The organism is Enterobacter cloacae complex sp. P18RS (genome assembly GCF_014982105.1).
In the GTDB taxonomy this organism is placed as follows: domain Bacteria; phylum Pseudomonadota; class Gammaproteobacteria; order Enterobacterales; family Enterobacteriaceae; genus Enterobacter; species Enterobacter hormaechei_C.
Genome location: NZ_JADCKV010000011.1, coordinates 157171 through 183407, shown reverse-complemented (window position 1 = coordinate 183407; position 26237 = coordinate 157171). Strand labels below are relative to the sequence as shown.

22 protein-coding genes and 1 pseudogene are annotated in these 26237 nt (G+C 60.2%); 13 read left to right on the top strand and 10 right to left on the bottom strand.

Annotation, left to right across the window (positions count from 1 at the left end; genetic code table 11):
- Nucleotides 1-16 precede the first annotated feature (16 nt).
- Entirely contained in the window at nucleotides 17-787 is a 771-nt protein-coding gene (locus INF61_RS08645; protein WP_003858846.1) for a (S)-acetoin forming diacetyl reductase, read from the top strand.
- A 137-nt stretch (nucleotides 788-924) separates the two neighbouring features.
- The gene (locus INF61_RS08640) at nucleotides 925-1398 is read left to right on the top strand and encodes a cold-shock protein (protein WP_017382537.1); all 474 of its coding nucleotides are present in this window, start codon (nucleotides 925-927) and stop codon (nucleotides 1396-1398) included.
- A gap of 69 nt (nucleotides 1399-1467) precedes the next feature.
- Here the strand turns inward: INF61_RS08640 and INF61_RS08635 are convergent, their stop codons facing one another.
- From INF61_RS08635 to INF61_RS08615, 5 genes are all read right to left on the bottom strand, one after another.
- A complete protein-coding gene (locus INF61_RS08635; RefSeq protein WP_032670418.1) occupies nucleotides 1468-2172 on the bottom strand; it encodes an ABC transporter ATP-binding protein in 705 nt (234 codons plus the stop codon).
- Nucleotides 2159-2995 carry an ABC transporter ATP-binding protein gene (locus tag INF61_RS08630; protein ID WP_023296076.1) on the bottom strand — a complete coding sequence of 279 codons (837 nt, stop codon included), beginning with the start codon at nucleotides 2993-2995 and terminating at the stop codon, nucleotides 2159-2161. Before INF61_RS08630 ends, INF61_RS08635 begins: the two co-directional genes overlap by 14 nt.
- Nucleotides 2988-3821 carry an ABC transporter permease gene (locus INF61_RS08625; protein ID WP_023296077.1) on the bottom strand — a complete coding sequence of 278 codons (834 nt, stop codon included), beginning with the start codon at nucleotides 3819-3821 and terminating at the stop codon, nucleotides 2988-2990. The genes INF61_RS08630 and INF61_RS08625 overlap by 8 nt, the downstream gene beginning before the upstream one ends.
- Nucleotides 3821-4834: an ABC transporter permease gene (locus INF61_RS08620; RefSeq protein ID WP_131492607.1), complete on the bottom strand. Its 1014-nt coding sequence runs from the start codon at nucleotides 4832-4834 to the stop codon at nucleotides 3821-3823. Before INF61_RS08620 ends, INF61_RS08625 begins: the two co-directional genes overlap by 1 nt.
- A gap of 145 nt (nucleotides 4835-4979) precedes the next feature.
- Nucleotides 4980-6548: an ABC transporter substrate-binding protein gene (locus INF61_RS08615; RefSeq protein WP_017694355.1), complete on the bottom strand. Its 1569-nt coding sequence runs from the start codon at nucleotides 6546-6548 to the stop codon at nucleotides 4980-4982.
- A 200-nt stretch (nucleotides 6549-6748) separates the two neighbouring features.
- Here INF61_RS08615 and INF61_RS08610 point away from each other — a divergent pair, with 200 nt between their 5' ends.
- Entirely contained in the window at nucleotides 6749-7447 is a 699-nt protein-coding gene (locus tag INF61_RS08610) for a GNAT family N-acetyltransferase (RefSeq protein ID WP_045142671.1), read from the top strand.
- A gap of 78 nt (nucleotides 7448-7525) precedes the next feature.
- On the opposite strand, the gene betA is transcribed toward INF61_RS08610, so the two are convergent.
- The 3 genes from betA to betI are packed head-to-tail and all read right to left on the bottom strand — an operon-like array spanning nucleotide 7526 to nucleotide 11277.
- On the bottom strand, nucleotides 7526-9190 hold the full coding sequence (gene betA, locus INF61_RS08605) for a choline dehydrogenase (protein WP_023296081.1): 1665 nt from the start codon (nucleotides 9188-9190) through the stop codon (nucleotides 7526-7528).
- 13 nt (nucleotides 9191-9203) lie between these two features.
- Nucleotides 9204-10676: a betaine-aldehyde dehydrogenase gene (gene betB / locus INF61_RS08600; protein WP_193547697.1), complete on the bottom strand. Its 1473-nt coding sequence runs from the start codon at nucleotides 10674-10676 to the stop codon at nucleotides 9204-9206.
- 13 nt (nucleotides 10677-10689) lie between these two features.
- On the bottom strand, nucleotides 10690-11277 hold the full coding sequence (betI, locus tag INF61_RS08595; protein ID WP_017382531.1) for a transcriptional regulator BetI: 588 nt from the start codon (nucleotides 11275-11277) through the stop codon (nucleotides 10690-10692).
- Nucleotides 11278-11405: 128 nt separating this feature from the next.
- Here betI and betT point away from each other — a divergent pair, with 128 nt between their 5' ends.
- The 7 genes and pseudogenes from betT (at nucleotide 11406) to INF61_RS08560 (ending at nucleotide 17857) form a co-directional block, all read left to right on the top strand.
- Nucleotides 11406-13439 (top strand): choline BCCT transporter BetT, encoded by a 2034-nt coding sequence (betT, locus tag INF61_RS08590; protein ID WP_023303253.1) that lies wholly within the window; start codon nucleotides 11406-11408, stop codon nucleotides 13437-13439.
- A gap of 139 nt (nucleotides 13440-13578) precedes the next feature.
- A pseudogene (locus INF61_RS08585) lies at nucleotides 13579-13902 on the top strand (type II toxin-antitoxin system RelE/ParE family toxin); the annotation flags it as partial.
- A 65-nt stretch (nucleotides 13903-13967) separates the two neighbouring features.
- A complete protein-coding gene (nadS, locus tag INF61_RS08580; RefSeq protein WP_032670406.1) occupies nucleotides 13968-14252 on the top strand; it encodes a NadS family protein in 285 nt (94 codons plus the stop codon).
- A gap of 203 nt (nucleotides 14253-14455) precedes the next feature.
- Nucleotides 14456-15367, top strand: a complete 912-nt coding sequence (locus tag INF61_RS08575; protein ID WP_193547696.1) for a metal ABC transporter substrate-binding protein — start codon at nucleotides 14456-14458, stop codon at nucleotides 15365-15367.
- A gap of 2 nt (nucleotides 15368-15369) precedes the next feature.
- Nucleotides 15370-16176, top strand: a complete 807-nt coding sequence (gene sitB / locus INF61_RS08570; RefSeq protein WP_017694346.1) for an iron/manganese ABC transporter ATP-binding protein SitB — start codon at nucleotides 15370-15372, stop codon at nucleotides 16174-16176.
- Nucleotides 16173-17024, top strand: coding sequence for an iron/manganese ABC transporter permease subunit SitC (gene sitC, locus INF61_RS08565; protein WP_015571185.1), 852 nt, complete (start codon nucleotides 16173-16175; stop codon nucleotides 17022-17024). Before sitB ends, sitC begins: the two co-directional genes overlap by 4 nt.
- Nucleotides 17018-17857: a metal ABC transporter permease gene (locus tag INF61_RS08560; RefSeq protein ID WP_017382522.1), complete on the top strand. Its 840-nt coding sequence runs from the start codon at nucleotides 17018-17020 to the stop codon at nucleotides 17855-17857. Before sitC ends, INF61_RS08560 begins: the two co-directional genes overlap by 7 nt.
- Here INF61_RS08560 and entD read toward each other — a convergent pair.
- Complete coding sequence (entD, locus tag INF61_RS08555; RefSeq protein ID WP_126850400.1) at nucleotides 17793-18482, bottom strand: enterobactin synthase subunit EntD; 690 nt, start codon at nucleotides 18480-18482, stop codon at nucleotides 17793-17795. The genes INF61_RS08560 and entD overlap by 65 nt on opposite strands.
- 81 nt (nucleotides 18483-18563) lie before the next feature.
- Complete coding sequence (locus INF61_RS08550) at nucleotides 18564-20813, bottom strand: TonB-dependent siderophore receptor (protein ID WP_032620108.1); 2250 nt, start codon at nucleotides 20811-20813, stop codon at nucleotides 18564-18566.
- A 146-nt stretch (nucleotides 20814-20959) separates the two neighbouring features.
- On the opposite strand from INF61_RS08550, the gene fes reads away from it, so the two are divergent.
- Genes fes through entF form a run of 3 tightly spaced genes read left to right on the top strand, consistent with a single transcriptional unit; the run spans nucleotide 20960 to nucleotide 26236 of the window.
- Nucleotides 20960-22159 carry an enterochelin esterase gene (gene fes, locus INF61_RS08545; protein ID WP_017694342.1) on the top strand — a complete coding sequence of 400 codons (1200 nt, stop codon included), beginning with the start codon at nucleotides 20960-20962 and terminating at the stop codon, nucleotides 22157-22159.
- 10 nt (nucleotides 22160-22169) lie between these two features.
- Nucleotides 22170-22382: an MbtH family NRPS accessory protein gene (locus INF61_RS08540; RefSeq protein WP_015571182.1), complete on the top strand. Its 213-nt coding sequence runs from the start codon at nucleotides 22170-22172 to the stop codon at nucleotides 22380-22382.
- Nucleotides 22379-26236, top strand: coding sequence for an enterobactin non-ribosomal peptide synthetase EntF (gene entF / locus INF61_RS08535; RefSeq protein WP_193547695.1), 3858 nt, complete (start codon nucleotides 22379-22381; stop codon nucleotides 26234-26236). Before INF61_RS08540 ends, entF begins: the two co-directional genes overlap by 4 nt.
- The last annotated feature ends 1 nt before the right edge of the window (nucleotide 26237 follow it).

The following is a 26237-nucleotide window of genomic DNA, read 5'->3' as shown; positions in this document are numbered from 1 at the left end:
ATATAAGGACAGAGAAATGCAAAAAGTGGCTCTCGTAACCGGCTCCGGCCAGGGGATTGGCAAAGCGATCGCGCTTCGCCTGGTGAAGGATGGTTTTGCCGTTGCTATTGCGGATTACAACGAAGAGACGGCGAAAGCGGTCGCGGATGAGATCACCCGTAACGGCGGGAAGGCCGTCGCCGTGAAGGTGGACGTCTCTGACCGCGAGCAGGTGTTCGCGGCGGTGGAAAAAGCCCGCACCGCGCTGGGCGGTTTTAACGTCATCGTCAATAACGCCGGGGTGGCGCCGTCCACGCCCATCGAATCCATCACGCCGGAAATTGTCGACAAGGTCTACAACATCAACGTGAAAGGGGTGATCTGGGGCATTCAGGCCGCAATTGACGCGTTTCGTAAAGAGGGGCACGGCGGCAAGATCATCAACGCCTGCTCCCAGGCGGGCCACACCGGTAACCCGGAGCTGGCGGTCTACAGCTCCAGCAAGTTCGCGGTGCGCGGCTTAACCCAGACCGCCGCGCGGGATCTCGCGCCGCTGGGGATCACCGTTAACGCCTACTGCCCGGGGATCGTCAAAACGCCGATGTGGGCGGAAATCGACCGTCAGGTCTCCGAGGCGGCGGGTAAACCGCTTGGCTACGGGACGGAAACCTTTGCCAAACGCATCACGCTTGGCCGTTTGTCCGAGCCGGAAGACGTGGCCGCCTGCGTCTCTTACCTCGCCGGGCCGGATTCCGACTACATGACCGGTCAGTCGCTGCTGATTGATGGTGGGATGGTGTTCAACTAAATACACAATACTAAAAAGCTCTGACATGAACTTTCCCCTGCTCCCGTGCAGGGGCTTTTTTTTGTCTCGTCAGCCATTGTGCATTACACTGCGCGCTGCAAAACTTTAGTCTTAGGATCTGACAGGCGGTAACAGCGATGAACGGTACAATCACAACGTGGTTTAAAGATAAAGGCTTTGGATTTATCAAAGATGAAAACGGCGACAACCGCTATTTTCATGTGATTAAGGTCGCCAACCCTGATCTGATTAAAAAAGATGCGGCGGTGACCTTCGAGCCAACCACCAACAGCAAAGGCCTTTCCGCGTATGCGGTGAAGGTGATCCCGGAGAGTAAGCATCTCTATATTGCGGGCGAGCGAGTGAAGCTCACCTCAATTAAATCCTTCGTGGTGTTCAGCGAGGAAGAGCCCGTTGAGACCAAAATCGACAAAGAGAATGCGGTGCTGTCGGTGGGGCTGCTGATGAACAGCATCAAACCAAAAACCGAGAAAAAGCCGGGCGAAATGCGCACGGTGAAGAAGCTGGCGATCACCACCTTCCAGAACACGACGATGATCTTCACTGAAGATGAGATCGACATTGATGCCACGGTGAAGCTGCTGAAGTAACGTTTTGCCGGGTGGCGGCTACGCCTTACCCGGCCTACGAAATACGTGCGGCACTCGCCGCCGCACGGTTTACCCCATCCTGTGCTCCCCCCGCAACATGGCTTCACGGTCAAATACCCGCTGGATCTCCCCGTGCGCCATAAATGCCGCCCGGTCGGACATATGCGCAATCACGTCCGCATCGTGGCTCACCAGCAGGTAGGTCATGCCGTGCTGCGCCTTCAGGCGGTTGAGCAGGTTAAGTATCTCCGCCTGTACCGACATATCCAGCGCCGAGGTCGGTTCATCCAGCAGCAGAAGCTGCGGGCGCAGCAGCAGCGCGCGGGCAATGGCCACGCGCTGACGCTGTCCGCCGGAAAGCTGATGCGGGTAACGCCTGCCGGCGTCGGCAGCCAGACCCACCTGTTGCAGCGCATCCGCCACCTTTTCGGCAACCTGGGTTTCGCCGTGGATGTTTAACGGCTCCGACAGGGTGCGGGCAATGGTGTGGTTCGGGTGCAAAGACGCCCACGGATCCTGGAACACCATCTGCACGTTACGGCGAAGCGCGCCTTCAAAACGTCGTCCTGGCCGTAAATTTTCCCCGAGGACGGAAATGTGGCCATGCCACTCGCGCAGCAGCCCCGCCAGCACGCGCAGAAGAGTCGATTTGCCGCAGCCGGATTCACCGATCAGGCTGAAGGTTTCGCCTTTTTCGATCGCAAAACTGGCGGCGGAAACCGCCGTTTTTTCACCAAAACTCACCCGGAGCTGGTTAACCTCAACGAGTGCCATTGTCGGCCTCCTTCCACGGTTGCGAACGGTCGAGCGTCGGCAGCATCTGGCCAAAGGTCCCGGCGTTCGGGCGGCAGGTCCAGAGCGTGCGCGTGTAGGGATGGGTTGCCTGCGGCAACTGGCTCGCCGCCATTTCATCAACTTTCTCACCCTGATACATCACCAGCACGCGGTCACAGTGTTCCGCGACGAGCGGCAAGTCGTGGCTGATTAACAGCATCGCCATCTGCCGCGCCTCGCACTGCTGTACCAGCAGCTCCAGGATCTGGTTGCGCAGGCGTGCGTCCAGCGCGGAAGTCGGTTCGTCGGCGATCAGCACCTGCGGGTTGTTGACGAGCGCAATGGCGATCATCACGCGCTGGCCCATGCCGCCGGAGAGTTCGCCGGGATAGCGCTGGAGCACGTGCTCGTTCAGCCCCACGGCGCGGATGATATCGTGAATGCGCGCCAGGCGTTCGGCGCGGGGCAGGCGCTGATGGAGGGTCAGCGCTTCATCAAGCTGGGCGGCGACGGTTTTCACCGGGTTTAGCGCGTAGCGCGGGTCCTGTAGAACCATCGCAATGCCGTTGCCGCGCAGCGCCTGCCAGCGGCGGCTGTTCAGGGTCAGCAGGTCGTTGCCAAGCACGTTAAGCCGCTTAGCGCTCACGATGCCGGGCTTGCGCACCAGCCCCATCAGGGCGCGGGCAGACATGGACTTGCCGGAGCCGGATTCTCCCACCAGCGCCAGCCGCTCGTTGCCTAACGTAAAGCTCAGGTTGTTGACCACGCGCGCGGCGGGGTAGTCGATATTTAGCGCATCGACGATGACGCGGTGTTCAGTCATGCTGTGGCTCCAGTACGTCGCGCAGGCCATCGCCCAGCAGGTTAAAGGCCAGGCTGGCAAACAGAATCGCCCCGCCTGGAATGGCGGCAATCCACCACTGGTCAAAAATGACCTGCATGCCGTCGGCTATCATCGCGCCCCATTCCGCCATCGGTGGACGTGCGCCCAGGCCAAGGAAGCCCAGCCCGGCGGCGGCCAGAATGATCCCGGCCAGATCCAGCGCCAGCCGTACAATCGCGGAGGGCAGGCACAGGGGCAGAATATGGCCGACCAGCAGGCGCGGGCCGCGAATGCCCATCATCTCCGCGGCGGCCAGATAATCGCTGTGGCGCAGACGCTGGATTTCACTGCGCGCCTGGCGCGCATAGGCAGGCCAGGTCGTTAAGGCCAGCGCCAGCGCGCCGTTCACCAGACCGGGGCCGAGCATCGCGACAAACGCGAAGGCGAGGATCAGGCGCGGCATCGACATCACCACGTCGGTAAAGCGCATCAGGATGCGCTCCATCCAGCCGCCGTAGTAGCCTGACAAAATCCCCACCAGCAGACCGGCGGGGAGGGTAATAACGGTGACTAAGGCCACCAGCCCCAGTGCCGGACGGGTGCCGTAGATTAATCGGGAGAGCAGATCCCGCCCATAGCTGTCGGTACCCAGCCAGTGCTGCGCGTTGGGCGGTTGCAGACGCGCGGCGGCGTCCTGCCAGTTGGGGTCATGCGGCGCAAGCCACGGTGCTAACAGGGCAATAAGCACCAGCAGCGCGATGGCGATCAGCCCGCAAAACGCGGCAGGGGAGCGGCGCAGGCGGCGTAAGAAGAGATAAAACGGCATTAGCGCACCCTGGGATCGGTCGCCCGCACAAGCAGGTCGGTAAGGTTATTGATCAGAACAAAGCAGACGCCAATCAGCAGCGTGCCGCCCATCACGGCGGTGGTGTCACCGGCGAACAGGGCCGTGGTGAGGTAGCGCCCGATGCCCGGCCATGAGAAGACGGTTTCGGTTAATACCGCGCCCTCCAGCATGCTGGTGTAGGCCAGGGCAATCACCGTCAGCAGGGTGCTGCGAATGTTCGGCAGCACGTGACGCAGCAGGATGGTCATCTCTCCAGCGCCCTTGGCGCGGGCGAGCAATATGTACTCATTGTTCATCTCGCTCAGACAGGCGGAGCGCGTCAGGCGGGTGATACTTGCCAGCGAGTAGTAGGCCAGCAGCAGCACCGGCAGCACCAGGTGGCTGATGGCGTTGCGGAACGCCTCGCGGTCGCCGGAAAGCCAGGTATCAACCAGCGCAAATCCGGTTCGTGGCTCAACGGTGAATTGCCAGATGTCGTCCAGCCTGCCGGGGCCAGCGCTCCACTGTAGTTTCGCGTAGAACAGAGCCAGCATCAGCAGTCCGAGCCAGAATATTGGCACCGAATTGCCGAGCAGGGTGAGCGTTCTGATCGCTAAGTCCAGTGGCGAACCGACGTAGCGGGCGCACAGTACACCCGCAATCACGCCGAGTACCGTGCCGATAATTAGCGCCAGCGTTGCCAGTTCCAGCGTGGCGGGAAAGGCGTGCAGCAGGTCCTGCAATACCGGCTGACCGGTAGCGCTGGCGGTGCCTAAATCCCCGTGAGCGAGGTTTTGCAGGTAGTGCCAGAACTGCACCGGCAGGGGCCGATCCAGCCCAAGCTGGTGGCGAACCTGATCGTAAGTGGACTGGCTGGCGTGATCGCCGACGATCTGCAATACGCGATCGACCGGGGAAAAGGCAGAGAGCGCAAACGTGACCAGCAGTAGCCCGAACAGCGTGAGCAGGAGAGTCAGCAGACCCTGAAGCACGCGGGTGGAAAGATGTGGCATGGGAAAATCGTTATCCTGAAAATATGCACGAACGACCCCCTCTCCCTGTGGGAGAGGGCAGGGGTGAGGGGAAACAGGCGGCTCTGTTGCGCGATGTTGCCCTCACCCCAACCCTCTCCCACGGGAGAGGGAGAGGGGGGAAAAGCTACTTCGTAACGCGATCGTACCAGACCATATCCGCGTTCAGCCCCTGCTGATACCCCTTCACGTTATCGCGCACCACGATCTGGGTTTTGCCCTGGTCAACGAACACATACGGCGAGTTATGCTGTAACTGTTCCTGCATCTTCTTATACAGATCCAGACGTTTTGCCGGATCCGGCTCGGCAACCGCCGCCAGCGTAGCGTTGTTCAGCTCCGGAATTTTCCAGCCGTTAAGCCCGGCCACGGTGCTGGATTTCCCGTCATTCCATGCGAAGGCGCTGGCGTTGGAGTGTGCATCGAAGTAGTCCGGGATCCACAGACGTATGGCCGCCTGATGCTGTTTCGCACGCACGCGGGCGTACACCTGGCTACCCGCCGCGGGCAGCAGATCCACCTTCACGCCGCCCTGAGCGAAGCTCGCCTGCATGGATTGCGCGATGGTGATGAACGGCGGTTTATTCTCTACGTCCAGCGTGAAATGCGCGTCTTTGATGCCCGCCCTGGCGAGGATCGCTTTTGCTTTTGCCGGGTCAAACGTGAACGGATTGTCCTCCAGCGCGCCCGGCAGGCCGACCGGCAGGAAGCTCTGATGAACAAAATACTGGCCTTTCAGCAGGTCCTTGGTGATGCCTTCATAATCCACCAGCCAGCGCGAGGCTTCCCAGAACGCTGGATTATTCAGCAGCGGGTTAGCGCTGTTGCCGGTGTTAAACACCAGATAGTTTTGCTCGGCAGAAGGGATGCTAAGCACCCTCACGCCCGGCTTGCCGCTGAGGGCGCTTATCTGGTCTGCACCCAGATCGCGCGCCACGTCCGCATCACCCTGCTGGATCAGCAGGCGGCGGGAAGCGGGATCGGGGACGTTTTTAATGATGATGCTTTTAAGCTTCGGCGCGCCGCCGGGCGCGGATTCGTTGGCTTCCAGCACGATGGCCTGATGCGGCTGGTAAACGCGCATTTTGAACGCGCCGCTGCCCGCAGAGTGCATTTTTAACCACGCGTTGCCGAAGTCGTTATCCTTCACGTTCGCCGCAACCTGCTTTTCATCGACGATGGAGGCAATCGGCGTGGAGAGTATATTCAGCGCTACCGACGGGCTGACGTCCGCCGTCCAGCGAAGCGTGAGGGTATGGTCGTCCACTTTCTTCAGCTGGCTGGCGATGTTGCTGGCGTCCCAGCCCAGTACGTTGAGGATAAACGCCGGGGATTTGTTCAGCGTCACGGCGCGGGTATATGAGAAGATCACATCTTCCGGGCGCAGCGGGTTGCCGGAGGCAAATTTTGCATCGGGCTTAAGTTTGATGGTCAGGGTTTTTGCTGCCGCGTCCGCTTCCCAGCTTTCGGCCAGAACCGGGGTGATTTTTTCCGGGTTATCGCGGTCCGGCTGTACCAGACGCTGATACAAACTCGGTACGGTCTGGATGCTGGAAAGTTCGTTGGCTTCGGCCGGGTCAAGGCTCACGATATCATCCAGACCCTGAGCGACAACCAGCGTGTTGGGCGGGGTAGCGGCGTGAGCAGCGCTTGAGAGCGCAGCCAGCACCAGTAACGGCAGCAGTTTTTTATTCATAGCGATCCCTGAAGAAAATATATTGTGATTGTTTTATGCACCGTTACGGTAGGCTGGCTGAGGATTTCCTCGAAGTCGAAATTCTGCTTTGCTTATGCCCTCCGGGAATAACGCATTCGGTCTGGTTATGAATCACCTCTCTTTTCGTTCGCTTTTTAACCTGCTATAACAAACTCCTTACCTTTCAGGGAGTCACCGCCGTGCCCGAAATCAATCAACATGGTCAAACCGTTAATGATATTGTCCCGGATTGGAAATGCGCCCGCGCGTTAACCCGTACCCTGCTCACCGGGCGGTATTGCCGCCTGGAGCCGCTGGATGCTGACCGCCATTCGGCTGATTTGTTTGAAGCCTATGCGCTGGGTGACGACAGCGACTGGACGTGGCTTGCCAGCACCCAGCCTGTGAGCGTTGAGGCCACTGCGCACTGGGTGCTAGGAAAGGTGCTGGATGACGACCTGGTGCCCTTTGCCGTTATCGATCTGCGCACCGAAAAGGCGGTAGGGCTGGTCAGCTATATGGCGATAGAACGCTTTCAGGGCTCGGTTGAGATCGGCCACGTCACCTGGTCGCGCAGAATGAAGGGCACCCGCGTGGGTACCGAAGCGGTGTGGCTGCTGCTGAAAAATGCCTTTGAGCATCAATATCGCCGGCTGGAGTGGAAGTGCGATTCGATGAACATCGCCTCACGCAACGCGGCGGAGCGGCTGGGGTTTGTCTGGGAAGGGCGCCTGCGCCAGAAGCTGGTGCGTAAAGGACGCAACCGCGACAGCGATATGCTTTCGATTATTGACGGCGAATGGCCGCAGCGCGATGCAGAGCTGCGCGCCTGGCTGGCGGCGGAGAATTTTGACGGGGAAGGACGGCAGGTTAAGCGGCTTGAAGCATTTCGGCAATAATTTCCCCTCACCCTAACCCTCTCCCAGAGGGAGAGGNNCCCTCTGGGAGAGGGCCGGGGTGAGGGGAGAAGTTCGCACTCAGCGGCGAACCGGCGCCCCATCCGCCACATAATACGCCGCCGTGCTCTTCGCCAGCGGCTCGCGCCCGCGAATGGCGTCGGCAATCTTTTCGCCAATCATGATGGTGGTGGCGTTCAGGTTGCCGGTGATAATCTGCGGCATAATCGACGCATCCACTACGCGTAACCCTTCCAGCCCGTGAACCCGGCCTTCGCCGTCAACCACCGCCATTTCGTCGTAGCCCATTTTGCAGGTGCCGCACGGGTGGAAGGCGGTTTCAGCGTGGTTGCGCACGAACTCGTCCAGCTGTTCGTCGGTCTGGCATTCGACGCCCGGGCTGATTTCACGACCGCGATACTTGTCCAGCGCAGGCTGGTGCATGATCTCGCGGGTGATGCGGATCGCGTCGCGGAACTCCTGCCAGTCCTGCTCGTGGGACATGTAGTTGAACAGGATCGCCGGATGCTGGTGCGGATCGCGCGACTTGATGCGCACGTGGCCGCGGCTCGGCGAGCGCATGGAGCCAACGTGGCACTGGAAGCCATGTTCTTTCACCGCGTTCGAGCCGTTGTAGTTAATCGCCACCGGCAGGAAGTGATACTGAATGTTTGGCCACTCGAACTCCTCGCGGCTGCGGATAAATCCGCCCGCTTCGAAGTGGTTGCTCGCGCCCACGCCTGTGCCGCCAAACAGCCACTCCGCGCCAATCTTCGGCTGGTTCCACCATTGCAGGGCAGGGTAGAGTGAGACCGGCTCCTTACATTCATACTGAAGGTACATCTCCAGGTGATCCTGCAAGTTTTCACCCACCCCGGGTAAATCATGTACCAGCGGGATATCAAACTGCTTCAGCAGTTCAGCGTTGCCCACGCCGGAGCGCTGGAGGATCTGCGGAGACGCGATGGCGCCCGCGCACAGCAGCACCTCTTTCTTCGCCGTCGCTTTTGACGGAATGGTGCTTTCGCCTTCCAGCCACTCGACGCCCACCGCGCGCTTGCCGTCAAAGATAATGTGATCGGTCATGGCGTGGGTGCGGATGGTCAGATTCGGGCGCGGTTTGGCCTGGTCCAGATAGCCGCGCGCGGTGCTGGCGCGTCGGCCCTGCGGCGTGACCGTACGGTCCATCGGGCCAAAGCCTTCCTGCTGATAGCCGTTAAGGTCGTCGGTGCGCGGGTAGCCCGCCTGCACGCCCGCCTCTACCATCGCTTCAAATAGCGGGTTCACGCCCGGCTTAGAGGTGGTGACGCTCACCGGACCGTCGCCGCCGTGGTAGTCGTTTGGCCCCACGTCGCGGGTCTCTGCCTTGCGGTAATAGGGCAGGCAGTTGAGGTAGCTCCAGTGCTCCAGACCCGATTGTTTCGCCCAGTTGTCCAGATCCATCGCGTTACCGCGCACGTAGCACATGCCGTTGATCAGCGACGAGCCGCCCAGCCCTTTACCCCGTCCGCATTCCATGCGGCGATTGTTCATGAAAGGCTCAGGCTCGGTTTCATACGCCCAGTTGTAGCGCTTGCCCTGCAACGGGAAGGCCAGCGCGGCAGGCATCTGGGTGCGGAAGTCAAAGCGGTAGTCCGGCCCGCCCGCCTCAAGCAGCAGGACGGTGGTGTTCGGATCTTCAGTCAGTCGTGTTGCCAGTACGTTGCCGGCAGAGCCGGCTCCGATAATGATGTAGTCAAATTGCAAATAAACCTCCCGGTTAAAATATGGACTGGAATTTACCCATCTCAACCTGGATGGACTTCACCTGGGTGTAACTCTGAAGCGTCATGACGCCGTTCTCACGGCCAATGCCGGAGTGTTTGTAGCCACCGACCGGCATCTCTGCGGCGGATTCGCCCCAGGTGTTGATCCAGCAGATGCCCGCTTCGAGCTGATGAATAGCGCCGTGGGCGCGGTTCAGATCGGCGGTGACGATGCCCGCCGCCAGACCGTAGTCGGTATCATTGGCGCGGCGAATGGCCTCTTCGTCAGTGTCATAGGTAAGAATGGACATCACCGGGCCGAAGATCTCTTCGCGCACGATGGTCATTTCGTCGGTGCAGTCGGTGAACACGGTCGGGGCCACCCACGCGCCGTTGTCAAAGCCGTCACCCTTCAGCACGTCGCCGCCGCACAGCACGCGCGCGCCTTCCTCTTTGCCTTTGGCGATGTAGCGCAGCACGCTGTCGCGGTGCGGGAAGCTGACCATCGGGCCAAAGTTGGTGTTTTCATCGAACAGGTCGCCCGCGCGGATGCGGCCCACGCGCTCAACGATTTTCTGCTCAAACGCCGCCTTAAATTTCGCGGGCACGAACACGCGGGTGCCGTTGGTGCACACCTGACCGGAGCTGAAGAAGTTCGCCATCATGGCGATATCTGCCGCGAGATCCAGATCCGCGTCGTCAAACACTATCAGCGGAGATTTACCGCCCAGCTCCATCGTCACTTCTTTCAGGGACGAGGCCGCCGAGTTCGCCATCACCTTTTTGCCGCTGGCCACGCCACCGGTGAAGGAGACTTTGGCGATGCCCGGATGCTCGGTCAGGAACTGGCCGGTCTCTGCGCCCACGCCCGGCAGGACGTTAAACACGCCGTCCGGCACGCCTGCTTCGGTGTAGATCTCCGCCAGTTTCAGGGCGGTAAGCGGCGTCACTTCGCTCGGCTTGAAGATCATCGCGTTGCCCGCCGCCAGCGCCGGGGCCGATTTCCACAGGGCGATCTGGATCGGGTAGTTCCACGCGCCGATGCCCGCCACCACGCCCAGCGGCTCGCGGCGGGTGTAGACGAACGAGGTGTCGCGCAGCGGGATCTGGCTGCCTTCCAGCGCCGGGATCAGCCCCGCGTAGTACTCCAGCACATCCGCGCCGGTGACGATGTCGACGGTTGAGGTTTCAGAAAACGCTTTACCGGTGTCGAGGGTTTCCAGCGTTGCCAGCTCGTCGTTGCGCTCGCGCAGGATATCGACGGCGCGGCGCAAGATGCGCGAGCGCTCCATGGCGGTCATCGCCGCCCATATTTTTTGCCCGCGTTTTGCGCTTTCCACGGCGCGGTCGACGTCTTCGCGCCCGGCCGCCTGCACGGTCGCCAGAACTTCACCGTTCGCCGGGTTGATGGTCTCGAAGGTACGACCGCTGGTGGCCGATGTATAACCACCATTGATATAAAGCTGCTGTTCTGCCATTCGGGACATAAATTCTCCTCGGTTAATCGGTCGGTAAATGCTGGCTGATAAAGTGGCTGGTAAGCGACTGGGCCAGGGTTTTATCCAGCGGTTTGCCGCTGAGCGCAGCGCGCAGCCATAGCCCGTCAATCAGTGCGGCAAGCCCGTAGCCCGCCTCTTCAGCCTGTTCACGCGGCAGCTCGCGGCGGAACTCGTACACCAGGTTTGAGAGCAATCGGCGGCTGCTGACCTGCTGCAAACGGTAGAGCATCGGCTGATGCATGCTGCTGGCCCAGAAGGCCAGCCAGGCCTTCATCGCCGCGCCGCTAATCTGGGTTTCATCAAAATTGCCGCCGACAATCGCCTGCAATCGCTGCTCTGCGCTGCCGTCCGGCAGGGCGCGTAAACGGCTTAATACCGCGTCGCGCAGCTGACCGGTGATGTCACGCATGGTCGCTTCCAGCAGACCGTTTTTATCTTTGAAATAGTGGCTGATGATCCCCGTGGATACGCCCGCCCGACGGGCGATTTGCGCGATGGTTGCGTCATGCATTCCCACTTCATTAATTGCTTCCAGCGTGGCATCGATTAGCTGCCTGCGCCGGATCGGCTGCATCCCCACTTTGGGCATTTTTGCCACTCCATTCATCAGCGTTGGTTAACTATTAAAGCGGTTTTTGATTGGACGTTCAATATAAAATGTGTCTTAATTGTTGCGATTTTGGATTTCAATAGTTACAAAAACAGTGGGGATACTGGATGACAGACCTTTCACAGGACAGAGAAAAAGACAAAATCAACCCGGTCGTTTTTTATACGTCCGCCGGGCTGATTTTGTTGTTTTCCCTGACGACCATTTTCTTTCGTGATTTTTCTGCCGAGTGGATTGGGCGCACCCTGAACTGGGTGTCGAAGACCTTCGGCTGGTACTATCTGCTGGCCGCGACGCTCTATATCGTCTTCGTGGTCTGCATTGCCTGCTCGCGCTTCGGTTCGGTGAAGCTCGGGCCAGAGCAGTCTAAGCCCGAGTTCAGCCTGCTGAGCTGGGCCGCGATGCTGTTTGCCGCGGGCATCGGCATCGACCTGATGTTCTTCTCCGTGGCGGAACCGGTCACGCAGTATATGCAGCCGCCGGAAGGGGCAGGGCAGACGATGGAGGCCGCGCGCCAGGCGATGGTCTGGACGCTGTTCCACTACGGCCTGACGGGCTGGTCGATGTACGCCCTGATGGGCATGGCGCTCGGATACTTTAGCTATCGTTATAATTTGCCCCTTACCATCCGCTCCGCGCTGTACCCGATTTTCGGCAAAAAGATCAACGGCCCTATTGGGCACACGGTAGACATCGCGGCGGTGATCGGCACCATCTTTGGTATCGCGACAACGCTCGGAATTGGCGTAGTGCAGCTTAACTACGGGCTGAGCGTGCTGTTTGACATCCCGGATTCGATGGCGGCGAAGGCGGCGCTGATTGCGCTGTCGGTGATTATCGCCACCATCTCGGTGACCTCCGGCGTGGATAAAGGGATTCGCGTGCTCTCCGAGCTGAACGTCGCGCTGGCGCTGGGGCTGATCCTGTTCGTGCTGTTTATGGGCGACACCTCGTTCCTGCTCAATGCCTTAGTGCTCAACGTGGGTGATTACGTGAACCGCTTTATGGGCATGACGCTGAACAGCTTCGCCTTTGACCGTCCGACAGAGTGGATGAACAACTGGACGCTCTTCTTCTGGGCGTGGTGGGTGGCGTGGTCGCCGTTTGTCGGCCTGTTCCTGGCGCGTATTTCGCGTGGGCGCACCATCCGTCAGTTCGTGATGGGCACGCTGATCATCCCATTCACCTTTACCCTGCTGTGGCTGTCGATTTTCGGCAACAGCGCGCTGCACGAGATCATCCACGGCAATGCGACTTTTGCCCAGGAAGCGATGGCGCACCCGGAGCGCGGCTTCTACAGCCTGCTGGCGCAGTATCCGGCGTTTACCTTTAGCGCGTCCGTAGCGACCATTACCGGCCTGCTGTTCTACGTCACCTCGGCGGACTCCGGCGCGCTGGTGCTGGGGAACTTCACCTCGAAGCTCAAGGACATTAACAGCGACGCGCCGAACTGGCTGCGCATCTTCTGGTCCGTCGCCATCGGCCTGCTGACGCTCGGCATGCTGATGACCAATGGTATCTCGGCGTTGCAGAACACCACTGTGATCATGGGCCTGCCGTTCAGCTTCGTGATCTTCTTCGTGATGGCCGGGCTGTATAAATCGCTTAAGGTGGAAGACTACCGCCGCGTCAGCGCCAGCCGCGACACCGCCCCGCGTCCGCTGGGCGCGCAGGACAGGCTGAGCTGGAAGAAACGCCTCTCGCGCCTGATGAACTACCCCGGCACGCGCTACACCAGCCAGATGATGGAGACGGTCTGTTTCCCGGCGATGGAAGAGGTGGCCCAGGAGCTGAAGCTGCGTGGCGCCTACGTGGAGCTGAAAAACCTGCCCCCGGAAGAGGGCGAAAATCTGGGGCACCTGGATCTGCTGGTGCACATGGGCGACGAGCAGAACTTTGTCTATCAGATCTGGCCGCAGCAGTATTCGGTGCCCGGGTTCACCTACCGGGCGCGCAGCGGGAAGTCGACCTACTACCGGCTGGAGACCTTCCTGCTGGAAGGCAGCCAGGGGAACGATTTGATGGATTACAGCAAGGAGCAGGTGATCACGGACATTCTGGACCAGTATGAACGGCACCTGAACTTTATCCATCTGCACAGGGAAGCGCCGGGGAATAGCGTGATGTTCCCGGATGTATAAATGGATTCTTAAAATTTTGCCGACCTGTATATAAATACAGTATTTTGGCGCAATATTACTCAAGGAAGAGTAACAATGTAGCAAGAGCCTGATCCTGATGTATTCAGGCTTTTTGCTGCGATTAGGGAAGGAATTATGGATGAGTCACGCGATAGAGTTTATCGAAACATCACTCTTTACCCGGCAGATTAAAAGCATTGCTACGGATGATGAATTAAAGGATCTGCAAAAGGAACTCATTGCCTGGCCTGATAAAGGCGACCTGATACAACAGACGGGTGGGTTACGTAAAATAAGGATGGCGGCAGGTTCAAAGGGAAAGAGAGGCGGTGCCAGAGTGATTTACTTTTTGGCCACGGAGGAGGTGATCTATTTCATCATGGCCTATCTAAAAAGCACCAGGGACAGCCTGACTGAGACAGAGAAAGCTGAACTTAAAAAACTAACTTCTGTTCTGAAAAATAGTGCTTCCTGTGCCGTAAATGGTAGGTGTACTATGTACCCTATTCAGGCAGGAGGAGGCAGACAATGAGTATATTTGATGAATTAAAATCTTCGCTTGAAGAAGCCGTTGAGATCCACAGCGGAAAGAAAACAGCTTCCAGAGTAACCCGCTATGAAGTTGCAGATGTTCGCGCAATCAGAGAACAGCTCAATATTACCCAATGCGAAATGGCGAAGGCGCTTGGCACGAGCGTTGACACGATAAAAAGCTGGGAGTCCAAACGTCGCAACCCAACCGGGCTGGCGGCGAAGGTACTTAACGTGATTCGGGAGAATCCTGCATTTTATAAGGCCCTTGCCGGGCAGTAGGCAGCCCTCTTGCCGGGTGGCGCTGCGCTTACCCGGCCTACAAATCTGCTTTACCGTAGGCCTGATAAGCGAAGCGTCATCAGGCACGCCCTTCATTGACACAACTTTAATGATAATTATTTTCATTTAAACATAGCCTGTGCTATACCTTATAGCACAGGCTAATTTTGCTTTGAATTTAATCACCTCAGGAGACTTCTGCGATGCATCCACGGCAAGGATTGAAGCGTTTGTTGCTCGGCGCGCTGCTCATGACCGCGACCACTACCGGCGCGCTGGCGGCTGAAAAGTTCCAGGTCATCACCACTTTTACCGTTATCGCTGATATGGCGAAAAACGTGGCGGGGGATGCCGCAGAGGTCACCTCCATCACCAAACCGGGCGCGGAAATTCACGAATACCAGCCCACCCCGGGCGATATCAAACGCGCGCAGAAGGCACAGCTGATCCTGGTGAACGGCATGAATCTGGAGCTGTGGTTCCAGCGCTTTTATCAGCATCTGAACGGCGTGCCGGAGGTGATTGTCACCAAAGGCATCACCCCGATGGGCATCAGCGAAGGGCCCTATAACGGCAAGCCCAATCCGCACGCGTGGATGTCGCCGGATAACGCGCTGATTTACGTCGATAACATCCGCGACGCGCTGGTGAAGTACGATCCGGCCAACGCACAGACCTATCAGCGCAATGCGGAAGCCTACAAGCAGAAGATCACCACCACTCTCGAACCGCTGCGCAAGCAGGTCGCGGAGATACCTGAAGACAAACGCTGGATGGTAACCAGCGAAGGGGCGTTCTCCTATCTGGCGCGGGATTTGGGCCTGAAGGAGCTTTACCTGTGGCCGATCAACGCCGATCAGCAGGGCACGCCGCAGCAGGTGCGCAAGGTTATCGATCTGGTGAAAAAACATCACATTCCGGCGGTGTTTAGCGAAAGCACGGTCTCCGATAAGCCCGCGCGTCAGGTGGCGCGGGAAACCGACACCCACTACGGCGGCGTGCTGTACGTCGACTCCCTGAGCGCGGAAAACGGCCCGGTGCCGACCTATATCGATCTGCTGAACGTCACCACCCGCACGTTGGTGCAGGGCATCCGTGACGGCATGAAGGAGTAACCATGCACGATGGGATTGTTGTCTCAGACGTCACCGTGACCTACCGCAACGGCCACACGGCGCTGCGCGACGCGTCGTTCAGCGTGCCGGGCGGATCGATTGCCGCCCTGGTTGGCGTAAACGGTTCCGGCAAATCCACGCTGTTCAAGGCGGTGATGGGCTTTGTGCGGGCGGCGAGCGGCACTATCTCCATTCTGGGGTTGCCGCCTCACCGGGCGCTGCGTCAGAACCTGGTCGCCTACGTGCCGCAGTCGGAAGAGGTCGACTGGTCGTTTCCGGTGCTCGTCGAGGACGTGGTGATGATGGGCCGCTACGGGCATATGGGGTTTCTGCGTCGTCCCAAAGAATGCGATAAGCAGATCGTCACCGACGCCCTGAAGCGTGTAGATATGCTCGAGCTGCGCCATCGGCAGATTGGCGAGCTGTCCGGCGGGCAGAAGAAGCGCGTGTTTCTGGCGCGGGCGATTGCCCAGCAGGGCGAGGTGATCCTGCTCGACGAGCCGTTTACCGGCGTGGACGTCAAAACCGAAGCCAGGATCATCAGCCTGCTGCGGGAGCTGCGCGACGAGGGCAAAACGATGCTGGTCTCGACCCATAACCTGGGCTCGGTCACGGAATTCTGCGATTACACGGTGATGGTCAAAGGCACCGTGCTGGCGAGCGGCCCGACGGAAACCACCTTTACCGCCGAGAATCTCGAGCGCGCCTTTAGCGGCGTGCTGCGCCACGTGGTGCTCAGCGGCTCGGAAGATCGCATTATTACCGACGACGAACGCCCCTTCGTCACGCACCGTCAGGAGGCCAAATGAACGTGCTTCTCGAACCCTTCGGCTACGAGTACATGCTCAACGCGATGTGGGTCTCGGCGATGGTGGGCGGGCTGTGCGCGTTTCTCTCCTGCTATCTGATGCTCAAAGGCTGGTCGCTGATCGGCGATGCGCTGTCGCACTCCATCGTGCCGGGCGTAGCGGGGGCCTACATGCTCGGGCTGCCGTTCTCGCTGGGGGCGTTTTTATCGGGCGGGCTGGCGGCGGGCAGCATGCTGTTTCTCAACCAGCGCAGCCGCCTGAAGGAGGACGCCATTATCGGGCTGATCTTCTCCTCGTTTTTCGGGCTGGGGCTGTTTATGGTCTCGCTCAACCCGACCTCGGTGAACATTCAGACCATCGTCCTCGGCAATATTCTGGCTATCGCCCCGGAAGATATCGTCCAGCTGGCGATTATCGGCGTGGTGTCGATAGTTATCCTGCTGTTCAAATGGAAAGATCTGATGGTGACCTTTTTTGATGAGAACCACGCTCGCGCCATCGGCCTGCGTCCTGAACGCCTGAAAATTCTCTTCTTCACGCTGCTGGCGGTCTCTACCGTGGCGGCGCTGCAAACCGTCGGCGCATTTCTGGTGATCTGTCTGGTGGTCACGCCCGGCGCGACCGCGTGGCTGCTGACCGACCGCTTCCCGCGCCTGCTGATGATTGCGGTCGCCATTGGCAGCATCACCAGCTTCCTCGGCGCGTGGGCCAGCTATTACCTGGACGGCGCCACCGGCGGCATTATCGTGGTCGCCCAGACGCTGCTGTTCCTGCTGGCGTTCGTCTTTGCGCCGAAGCACGGGCTGCTTGCCAGCCGCCGTCGGGCGCGGGAGGCACACCCATGTTGACGCTGCTTCTCGAACCCTTCCAGTTTGCGTTTATGAACAACGCGCTGCTGATTTCACTCCTGGTGGCCGTGCCCTGCGCGCTGCTGTCGGTTTTTCTGGTGCTGAAAGGCTGGGCGCTGATGGGCGACGCCATGAGCCACGCGGTGTTTCCCGGCGTCGTGCTGGCCTGGATGATGGGCCTGCCGCTGGCGCTGGGCGCGTTCGTAGCCGGTCTTTTCTGCGCGGTCGCCACCGGATATCTGAAGGATAACAGCCGCATCAAACAGGATACGGTCATGGGGATCGTCTTTTCCGGCATGTTCGGCGCCGGGCTGATCCTCTATATCGCCGTCAAACCTGAGGTGCATCTCGACCACATTCTGTTCGGCGATATGCTGGGTATTAACGGGATGGACATTCTGCAAAGCGGTCTCGTCGCGGGGCTGATTGCGCTGGTGATTGGCCTGAAGTGGCGCGATTTTCTGCTGTTTTGCTTTGACTATCAGCAGGCGCAGGCGAGTGGCCTGCGCACCCGCTGGCTGCACTACGGCTTACTGTGCATGGTTTCGCTGACCATCGTTGCGACGCTGAAAGCGGTGGGGATCATTCTGTCGATTTCCCTGCTGATTGCGCCCGGCGCCGTGGCGGTGCTGATTACCCGACGCTTTCACATGGCGCTGCTGGTGGCGGTCGCCGTTTCAGCGCTGGTGTCGGTAAGCGGCGTTTATGCCTCGTTTTATCTCGACAGCGCGCCTGCGCCGACCATTGTGGTCCTGTTCGCGATGGTGTTTATCGTGACGTTTGTGGTGACCAGCGTGAAGGCTCGTCGCCAGGAGCGTGTGACAGCAGGGTGATGACTTGTTCGCCGTGCTGCTGCCAGTGCAGGCGGAAGGCGGTGCCTTCTTCAAAGCCTGCCAGTTGACGGGTCAACGCCAGCGTGAGCGTCTTGTCGTCGAGCTTGGTAACGCGGGCGCAGTCAAAACCCATCCAGGCCTGTACCTGCGGAAAGAGGGCCTTAAACAGGCTCTCTTTGGCGCTGAAGACCAGCGTCAGGGCGAGGGCGAACGGGTATCCCTGGCGGGAAAGCACAGGTTCTTCCTGCGTATCAATAATGCCGTCTTTGATTTCCCTGGCTTCGTTTTCGAAGAGGATCGTTTCACAATCGATGCCGATAAGCGCCGGGTATTGCGTGACGACGGCTATCGCCTGCGTGCCGCTGTGGGTGATGCTGCCGGAAATACCTTGCGGCCAGAGCGGTTCCCCGCTGGGGCCGATGGCGGGCATGGTGTGGTCAGGTAAGGCGTGCGCGGCGGCGATGCGGCCTGCCAGGTGGTCGGCCTTGCGTTTGCGTCCGGCGTCAGCAAGCTGCGCGTGATGGGGGAGCCAGAGGAGATCGGCGTCGGTAAAGGTGGCGGGGTCGAAAGTGATGCGGTGGAGGGGGTGGCCGGCGAGAGAAAATGTGCTGTGGGTGGTGTGCATGGTTTTCCCTTCAGTATTGTGCGGCCTGATGCCCTCACCCCAGCCCTCTCCCATGGGGAGAGGGGGAAGTCACTGCCTTTATCAGAACCTCGTATTCACGCTCATATACCAGGTACGGCCCGGTTCATTATACGTATACGCGCCCGCACCGTACATATACGCGCCGGTGGTGGTATTACCCGTAGTCTGGGCGTTACCCGCACGCCACTGGCGCTTGTCGAAGACGTTGTCCACGCCGCCGGTCAGGCTGACGTTTTTGGTCACGTCCCAGGTCGCGCTCAGGCCAACGATGCTGTACGGGCTGACTTCGTCTTTCTCAGACCCGGTCACCGGCTGACCTTTGTAGTTGTACTTCTTCGGCTGCTGCTTGCCATACCAGGTGAAGGTCGACTGCAATGAGACATCCTGACGTACCTGCCAGCTCAGGGTAGAGTTCAGCGTATACTCCGGGATGATCGACAGACGATCGCCGGTCTCCTTGTTCTTGCTTTGCAGCATGTAGGTGATGTTGTTGGTCCAGTTGATGGTATCGCTGACCGGCACGTTCAGGGAGCCTTCCAGACCTTCTACTACCGCCTTCGGCACGTTTTCCCACTGGTAGATATCGGTGGTGACTTTGCCGGTGGACGTCTGGCCAATCGGCGCGTAGCCCGCTTCAATCTTGTTGCGGTAGTCGTTGCGGAACCAGGTCACGCCCGCCAGCCAGCCGTCGCGTTTCCACTCCAGGCCAATCTCTTTGTTGATGCTGGTTTCCGCTTTCAGATCGTCGTTACCCATCATGTAGCAGCCCACGCCGTCGGAACTGGCGTAGCAGCCCTGGCCTTTACTGTACAGCAGGTAGTTCGGGTTGGTCTGGTACAGGCTTGGCGCTTTATAGGCGCGCGCGATGCCCATCTTCAGGGTGAAGTCATCCCCCAGACCCTGCGACAGGTTCAGGGACGGGCTCCAGTTATTACCCACAATGGTGTGGTGGTCGAAGCGCAGGGCAGGGGTCAGCATGGTGCTGTCGGTCAGCTCCATGTTGTTTTCGGCAAACAGGGAGAAGATCTCCGCTGAAGTGTACGGGCTACGGTCTTCGCTCATGCCCGGAATGGTGCCGCCCTGCTGGGTTTGCGTGAAGGAGGTCGAGTCCTTCATGCGCTGCTGGTTCCACTCGGTGCCGAGCGTCAGGTTTTGATTCACAATGAAATCAATCGGCAGGTTGATTTCGCTGTGCAGCATCACGTCGGCCAGGTCGGTATCGGTGAATTTATTGCTGTTGAACAGGCCTTCCAGACCGCCCGCCAGGCCTTCGCCCAGACGTGAGTTGCGGGTGTGCTCGTACTGCGCCCAGTTGCTGGTGGTAATGCCGTTATCCCAGCCGCCGTTCCAGGTCACGGCGAAGTTCTGACGATAGATACGGTTAGTCTCTTTACCGTAGTTCTTCTTCACCAGCCCGCTGGAGCTGTTGTCGTTGTTGGTATTCTGGGTATCGCCCGCGTAAAGGTTGTTCTGGCGGCTGTATCCCGCCTCAAACTCCAGGGACTGCATAGGCGCAAAGTCCCAGCGCACCACGCCGTTGATGTCTTTATTCTCGACCCCTTCACGGCCTGCCGGCAGCGTGTCGGCATATGTGCCGGTACGGTCAGACTGATGGCCCTGGTTAATGTCCCAGGCGTCGGCCTGAGTTTTATCCAGGTTACCGTACATGCGGAAGCTGAAATCCCCGCCCAGCGGGCCGCTCAGGCTGAAGTTAGTGCGTTTGGTGGAACCTTCGTCTTTATGCTCTGGCGCATTCAGGTAGGTGTTCCAGGAGCCGTGCCACTGGTCGTCAAATTTTTTGGTGATGATGTTCACCACGCCGCCCGCCGCGCCGTTACCGTAGCGGGCAGCAGCCGGGCCACGGATCACTTCGATGCGCTCGATCATCTCCGGCGGGACCCAGCCGGTATCGCCGCGGGTATCACGCTCGCCGCGCCAGCCCAGACGGATGGAGTTGCGGCTGGTGACCGGCTTGCCGTCGATCAGGATCAGGGTGTTTTCCGGGCCCATGCCGCGAATGTCAATCTGACGGTTATTCCCGCGCTGGCCGCTGGTGGAGTTGCCGGTCAGGTTAACGCCCGGCATGGTGCGGATGATTTCCGCCACGTCCCGCGCGGGCGGGTTTTTGCGGATCTCGTCGGCGGTGATGGTCGACACGCCCGGCGCCTGCAAATTCTGCTCGGCGGCGGTGATCACCATGGTGTCTTCATGCTGCGCGGAGGCGGTGTTGTCGTCTGCCATGACGGGCAGCGCGACACCATAAATCCCTAAATTGACCAGCAAGGCCAGAGAGTGAATCTTCTTATTCATTGTACGTCCCGCTTTTATGGTTATTTAATGAGCGCGCTTCCCACAGCGCGGGCATTACGCTATTGCAAATGCAAATAGTTATCAATAATATTATCAATAAAATTTGCTCTGAAACAAAAAAGACTGTTAAACATGGGGTTATAAGGGTGACGGCGTTAACAACCGGAAGTGAAGCGTGGTGGCAGGCGAAAGACGGGCCGGAACGGGAACGTCATCAGGAAAACTATCGCGTGACATTCTGGTGGCGGGACCCGGCGGGAACGCAGAAAACGTCGACGGTTAAACGCGTCTGGCTCTACGTCACCGGTGTGACCGATCACCATCAAAATGCCCGTCCGCAGTCCCTTGAACGTATCCCGGATACCGACGTCTGGCAGTGGCAGGGCGAGTTCAGCCCCGAATGGCGCGGCAGCTACTGTTTTATCCCCTCCGACAATGAAAACGATTTTGCCAGCGCAGTGTTTGAAGGCGATCAGCCGGACCGCATGGCGCTGCGCGAAGGCTGGCGCAAACTGTTGCCGCACGCGGTGTCCGACCCGCTGAACGCCCAGAGCTGGCGCGGCGGGCGCGGGCACGCAGTCTCGGCGCTGGAGATGCCGGAGGCGCCCGTACAGCCCGGCTGGAACCATCCCGATACCCCTTACAAAAAGCCTGTCTGCATTGAGTGGCACAGCGCGCGTCTGAAGAACCGTCGCCGCGTGTGGATTTTTACCACCGGGGATGAAAGCCCCGAGCGCCCGCTGGCGGTGCTGCTCGACGGGCAGTTCTGGGCCGAAAGCATGCCCGTCTGGCCTGCGCTGGCGTCGCTCACCCTTGAAGGCAAACTGCCGCCTGCGGTCTATGTCTTAATCGACGTGATTGACACCGCACACCGCAGCCGCGAGCTGCCGTGTAACCCTGATTTCTGGCTGGCGGTGCAGGACGAACTTCTCCCGCAGGTGAAAAGCATGGCCCCGTTCAGCGACCGCGCCGACCATACCGTGGTGGCGGGTCAGAGCTTCGGCGGGCTCTCTTCCCTCTATGCGGGCCTCAACTGGCCGCAGCGTTTTGGCTGCATCCTCAGCCAGTCCGGATCCTACTGGTGGCCGCACCGCGGCGCGCAGCAGGACGGGCTGCTCATCGAACAACTCAAAGCGGGTGACAAAACCGCTCGCGGGCTGCGCATCGTCCTTGAGGCCGGGCGCAACGAGCCGCTTATTTTGCGCGCAAACCAGGCGATCCTCGCCGAACTACACACTCAGCAACCGGTTTTCTGGCGTCAGGTTGACGGCGGACACGATGCGCTTTGCTGGCGCGGTGGGCTGACGCAGGGGCTGATGACCCTCTGGCAGCCGCTTATTCAATAACGGAGTCTGTATGGAATTCAGCAATCCTTTCGATAATCCGCAGGGACAGTTCGCCATTTTGCAAAATGACCAGGGGCAGTACAGCCTGTGGCCGCAGCAGTGCGAGTTGCCCGCGGGCTGGCGCGTGGTCTGCGAACCGCAATCTCAGGAGGCGTGCCAGCAGTGGCTGGCGGAACAGTGGCAGACGCTTGAGCCGTCATGTTTTGCGGGGGAGCGCGCATGAACCGTCTCCCTCTTGTCGCCGCCCAGCCGGGGATCTGGATGGCAGAGCAGCTTTCCTCCCTGCCAAACGCCTGGAGCGTCGCGCACTACACCGAGCTGAAAGACGCTATCGATGCGCCATTGCTGGCAAAAGCCATCGCTGAAGGCATGATGCAGGCCGACACCCTGCGGATGCGTTTTGCCGAAGATAACGGTGAGGTGTGGCAGTGGATCGATGAGGCCATGCTCCTGCCGGAGCCGTCCATCGTGCGCGTTGACTCCCACGACGCCGCCGTGGCGCTGATGGAGGCCGATCTCAACCAGAACCTGCGCGTCGACAGCGGTCAGCCGCTGGCGTTTCACCAGCTGATCCAGGTGGGAGAAAGCCACTGGTACTGGTATCAGCGGTATCATCATCTGGTGGTAGATGGCTTCAGCTTCCCTGCTATTACCCGTCAGATCACCGCCATTTACGCTGCGTGGCAGAAAGGTGAATCCACGCCGGCCTCGCCGTTCACCCCGTTCGCCGAGGTGGTGGAGGAGTATCAGCGCTATCGCGACAGCGAGGCGTATCAGCGCGACGGTGCTTTCTGGGCCGAACAACGCAAACAGCTTCCTTCTCCGGTCTCGCTCTCTTCCGCGCCGCTGCCGGGACGCGCCGCCACCACCGATATCCTGCGCCTGAAAATTGCGATGGACGGCCGTGCGTTCAGCCAGCTTGCACAGAAGGCAGGCCAGGCGCAGCGTACCGATCTGGCCCTTGCGCTGGTGGCGCTGTGGCTGGGCCGCCTGACCGGACGGCTGGACTACGCCGCCGGGTTTATCTTTATGCGCCGTATGGGCTCCGCCGCGCTGACCGCGACCGGACCGGTGCTCAACGTCCTGCCGCTGGCGGTGAATATTCGCCCGCAGGAGAGCCTGCCGGAACTGGCGCTGCGCCTGGCGAACCAGCTGAAAAAGATGCGCCGCCATCAGCGTTACGACGCCGAGCAGATCGTGCGCGACAGCGGACGTGCCGCAGGCGATGAAGCCCTGTTTGGTCCGGTGCTGAACGTCAAGGTGTTCGATTATCAGCTGAATATCGACGGCGTGGAGGCCATTACCCACACGCTGGCAACCGGCCCGGTGAACGATCTGGAGCTGGCGCTGTTCCCGGACGAGCAGGGCGGACTGAGCATTGAGATCCTCGCCAACGGGCAGCGTTACGACGAGGCGACGCTGAAGGGGCACGCGGCGCGCCTGAACGCAATGCTGACGCAGTTTGCCGCCAATCCGGACCTGCGCTGTGGCGACGTGGAAACCGTTTCAGAGCAGGAGTACGCCCGGCTGGCGCGCATCAACGATACCGGGCTGGCGCTGCCGTCCACCACGCTGGCGGATCTTGTGGCGGAGCAGGCGAGCAAAACGCCGGACGCCCCCGCGCTGGCGGATGCCCATACTGAACTGAACTACCGCCAGATGCGCGAGCAGGTGGTCGCGCTGGCAAACCTGCTGCGCGCGCGCGGCGTGAAGCCGGGCGACAGCGTGGCGGTGGCGCTCCCGCGCTCGGTGTTCCTGACCCTGGCGCTGCACGGGATTGTTGAAGCAGGCGCCGCCTGGCTGCCGCTGGATACCGGTTACCCGGATGACCGTCTGCGGATGATGCTGGAGGACGCGAAGCCGTCGCTGCTCATTACCACCGACGAGCAGCTTCCGCGCTTTAACGATCTGCCGATCGCCACCTTTAGTTACAACACACTATTACCGGCCACCGATGCTGAACCTCTGCGACTGGCGAAGCCGGAGCAGACCGCGTACATCATATTTACCTCCGGTTCGACGGGGCGTCCAAAAGGGGTGATGGTCGGCCATACCGCCATCGTTAACCGCCTGAAGTGGATGCAGGATCATTATCCACTGGCGGCGCATGACGTGGTGGCGCAGAAAACGCCGTGCAGCTTTGACGTGTCGGTGTGGGAGTTCTGGTGGCCGTTTATCGCCGGGGCGAAGCTGGTGATGGCCGAGCCGGACGCGCACCGCGATCCGCAGGCGATGCAGGGCTTCTTCGCAGAATATGGCGTAACCACCACCCACTTCGTGCCGTCGATGCTGGCGGCGTTCGTCGCCTCGCTGACGCCGGAAAACGTCGACTGTTGCAGGACGCTGAAGCAGGTGTTCTGTAGCGGCGAGGCGTTGCCGACTGCGCTGTGTCGCGAGTGGGAACAGCTCACCCATGCGCCGCTGCACAACCTCTATGGCCCGACCGAAGCGGCGGTGGACGTCAGCTGGTATCCGGCGTACGGCCCCGAGCTGGCGGCGGTGGAAGGCAACAGCGTGCCTATCGGCTTCCCGGTGTGGAATACGGGGCTGCGCATTCTGGACGCGATGATGCGCCCGGTGCCGTTCGGCGTGGCGGGGGATCTGTATCTCACCGGCATTCAGCTGGCGCAGGGGTATCTGGGACGCCCCGACCTTACCGCCAGCCGCTTTATCGCCGATCCGTTTGCCCCCGGCGAGCGAATGTACCGCACCGGGGACGTTGCCCGCTGGCTGGACAACGGCGCGGTGGAATATCTGGGCCGCAGCGACGATCAGCTGAAAATCCGCGGTCAGCGCATCGAGCTGGGCGAAATCGACCGGGCGATGCTCGCGCTGCCGGATGTGGCCCAGGCGGTGGCGCACGCCTGCGTGTTCAACCAGGCGGCTGCCACGGGCGGCGATGCCCGCCAGCTGGTGGGATACGTTGTCTCTGAATCCGGCTTACCGCTGGATCGCGACGCGCTGCTTGCATCACTCAAAGCCCAGCTGCCGCCGCATATGGTGCCGGTGGTGCTGCTGCAAATCAGCGCGCTGCCGTTAAGCGCCAACGGCAAGCTGGATCGCAAGGCGCTGCCGCTGCCGGAGCTGACCAGCAAAACTTCCGGTCGCGCGCCCGAGACGCAAACTGAAGTCACCGTGGCGCAGGCGTTTTCTGCCCTTCTGGGCTGCGCGGTGAACGATATCGAGGCCGATTTCTTTGCCCTCGGCGGCCACTCGCTGCTGGCGATGCGCCTTGCGGCTCAGCTCAGCCGTGCGTTCAGCCGCAAGGTCACGCCGGGGCAGATTATGGTCGCCTCGACGGTGAGCAAGCTTAGCGCCCTGCTGGACTCGCAGATGAGCGACGAGCAGGCGCAGCGTCTGGGGTATGAAACCGTTCTCCCGCTGCGTGAAAGCAACGGCCCCACGCTGTTCTGCTTCCATCCGGCGTCCGGCTTTGCCTGGCAGTTTAGCGTCCTGGCGCGCTACCTCAGCCCGCGCTGGTCAATCGTCGGCATTCAGTCTCCCCGGCCTGAGGGGCCGATGCAGCAGTGTGCGGATCTTGATGCGGTGATCGAACATCATCTGAACACGTTGCGTAAGCAACAGCCGCAGGGGCCGTATTATCTGTTCGGCTATTCCCTCGGCGGCACGCTGGCGCAGGGCATTGCGGCGCGTCTGCGCGAGCAGGGTGAAGACGTAGCGTTCCTCGGCCTGCTGGATACCTGGCCGCCGGAAACCCAGAACTGGGCGGAGAAAGAGGCCAACGGCCTCGATCCGGAGGTGCTGGCGGAAATTGAGCGCGAACGCCAGGCGTTTATCGCTGCCCAGCAGGGGCAGGGCTCCAGCGAGTTGTTTAACGCCATTGAAGGCAACTATGCGGACGCGGTGCGGCTGCTCACCACGGCGCACAGCGCGCGGTTTGACGGTAAAGCGACGCTGTTTGTCGCCGAGCGAACGCGAACCCTGGATCCGCAGGCCGCGTGGGCGCCGTGGGTGGATGAGCTGGAGGTGTACAGCCAGGACTGCGCCCACGTGGATATCATTTCACCGCAGGCGTTTGAAAAGATTGGGCCGGTACTGAAGGAAATTTTTGGATAGT

What these genes read in the sequence shown, in the direction of transcription:
- INF61_RS08645 (WP_003858846.1), top strand. Translation starts at nt 17, where the DNA reads ATGCAAAAAGTGGCTCTCGTAACCGGCTCCGGCCAGGGGATTGGCAAA.
- INF61_RS08640 (WP_017382537.1), top strand. Translation starts at nt 925, where the DNA reads ATGAACGGTACAATCACAACGTGGTTTAAAGATAAAGGCTTTGGATTT.
- INF61_RS08635 (WP_032670418.1), bottom strand. Translation starts at nt 2,172, where the DNA reads ATGGCACTCGTTGAGGTTAACCAGCTCCGGGTGAGTTTTGGTGAAAAA.
- INF61_RS08630 (WP_023296076.1), bottom strand. Translation starts at nt 2,995, where the DNA reads ATGACTGAACACCGCGTCATCGTCGATGCGCTAAATATCGACTACCCC.
- INF61_RS08625 (WP_023296077.1), bottom strand. Translation starts at nt 3,821, where the DNA reads ATGCCGTTTTATCTCTTCTTACGCCGCCTGCGCCGCTCCCCTGCCGCG.
- INF61_RS08620 (WP_131492607.1), bottom strand. Translation starts at nt 4,834, where the DNA reads ATGCCACATCTTTCCACCCGCGTGCTTCAGGGTCTGCTGACTCTCCTG.
- INF61_RS08615 (WP_017694355.1), bottom strand. Translation starts at nt 6,548, where the DNA reads ATGAATAAAAAACTGCTGCCGTTACTGGTGCTGGCTGCGCTCTCAAGC.
- betB (WP_193547697.1), bottom strand. Translation starts at nt 10,676, where the DNA reads ATGTCCCGAATGGCAGAACAGCAGCTTTATATCAATGGTGGTTATACA.
- betI (WP_017382531.1), bottom strand. Translation starts at nt 11,277, where the DNA reads ATGCCCAAAGTGGGGATGCAGCCGATCCGGCGCAGGCAGCTAATCGAT.
- betT (WP_023303253.1), top strand. Translation starts at nt 11,406, where the DNA reads ATGACAGACCTTTCACAGGACAGAGAAAAAGACAAAATCAACCCGGTC.
- nadS (WP_032670406.1), top strand. Translation starts at nt 13,968, where the DNA reads ATGAGTATATTTGATGAATTAAAATCTTCGCTTGAAGAAGCCGTTGAG.
- INF61_RS08575 (WP_193547696.1), top strand. Translation starts at nt 14,456, where the DNA reads ATGCATCCACGGCAAGGATTGAAGCGTTTGTTGCTCGGCGCGCTGCTC.
- sitB (WP_017694346.1), top strand. Translation starts at nt 15,370, where the DNA reads ATGCACGATGGGATTGTTGTCTCAGACGTCACCGTGACCTACCGCAAC.
- sitC (WP_015571185.1), top strand. Translation starts at nt 16,173, where the DNA reads ATGAACGTGCTTCTCGAACCCTTCGGCTACGAGTACATGCTCAACGCG.
- INF61_RS08560 (WP_017382522.1), top strand. Translation starts at nt 17,018, where the DNA reads ATGTTGACGCTGCTTCTCGAACCCTTCCAGTTTGCGTTTATGAACAAC.
- entD (WP_126850400.1), bottom strand. Translation starts at nt 18,482, where the DNA reads ATGCACACCACCCACAGCACATTTTCTCTCGCCGGCCACCCCCTCCAC.
- INF61_RS08550 (WP_032620108.1), bottom strand. Translation starts at nt 20,813, where the DNA reads ATGAATAAGAAGATTCACTCTCTGGCCTTGCTGGTCAATTTAGGGATT.
- INF61_RS08540 (WP_015571182.1), top strand. Translation starts at nt 22,170, where the DNA reads ATGGAATTCAGCAATCCTTTCGATAATCCGCAGGGACAGTTCGCCATT.
- entF (WP_193547695.1), top strand. Translation starts at nt 22,379, where the DNA reads ATGAACCGTCTCCCTCTTGTCGCCGCCCAGCCGGGGATCTGGATGGCA.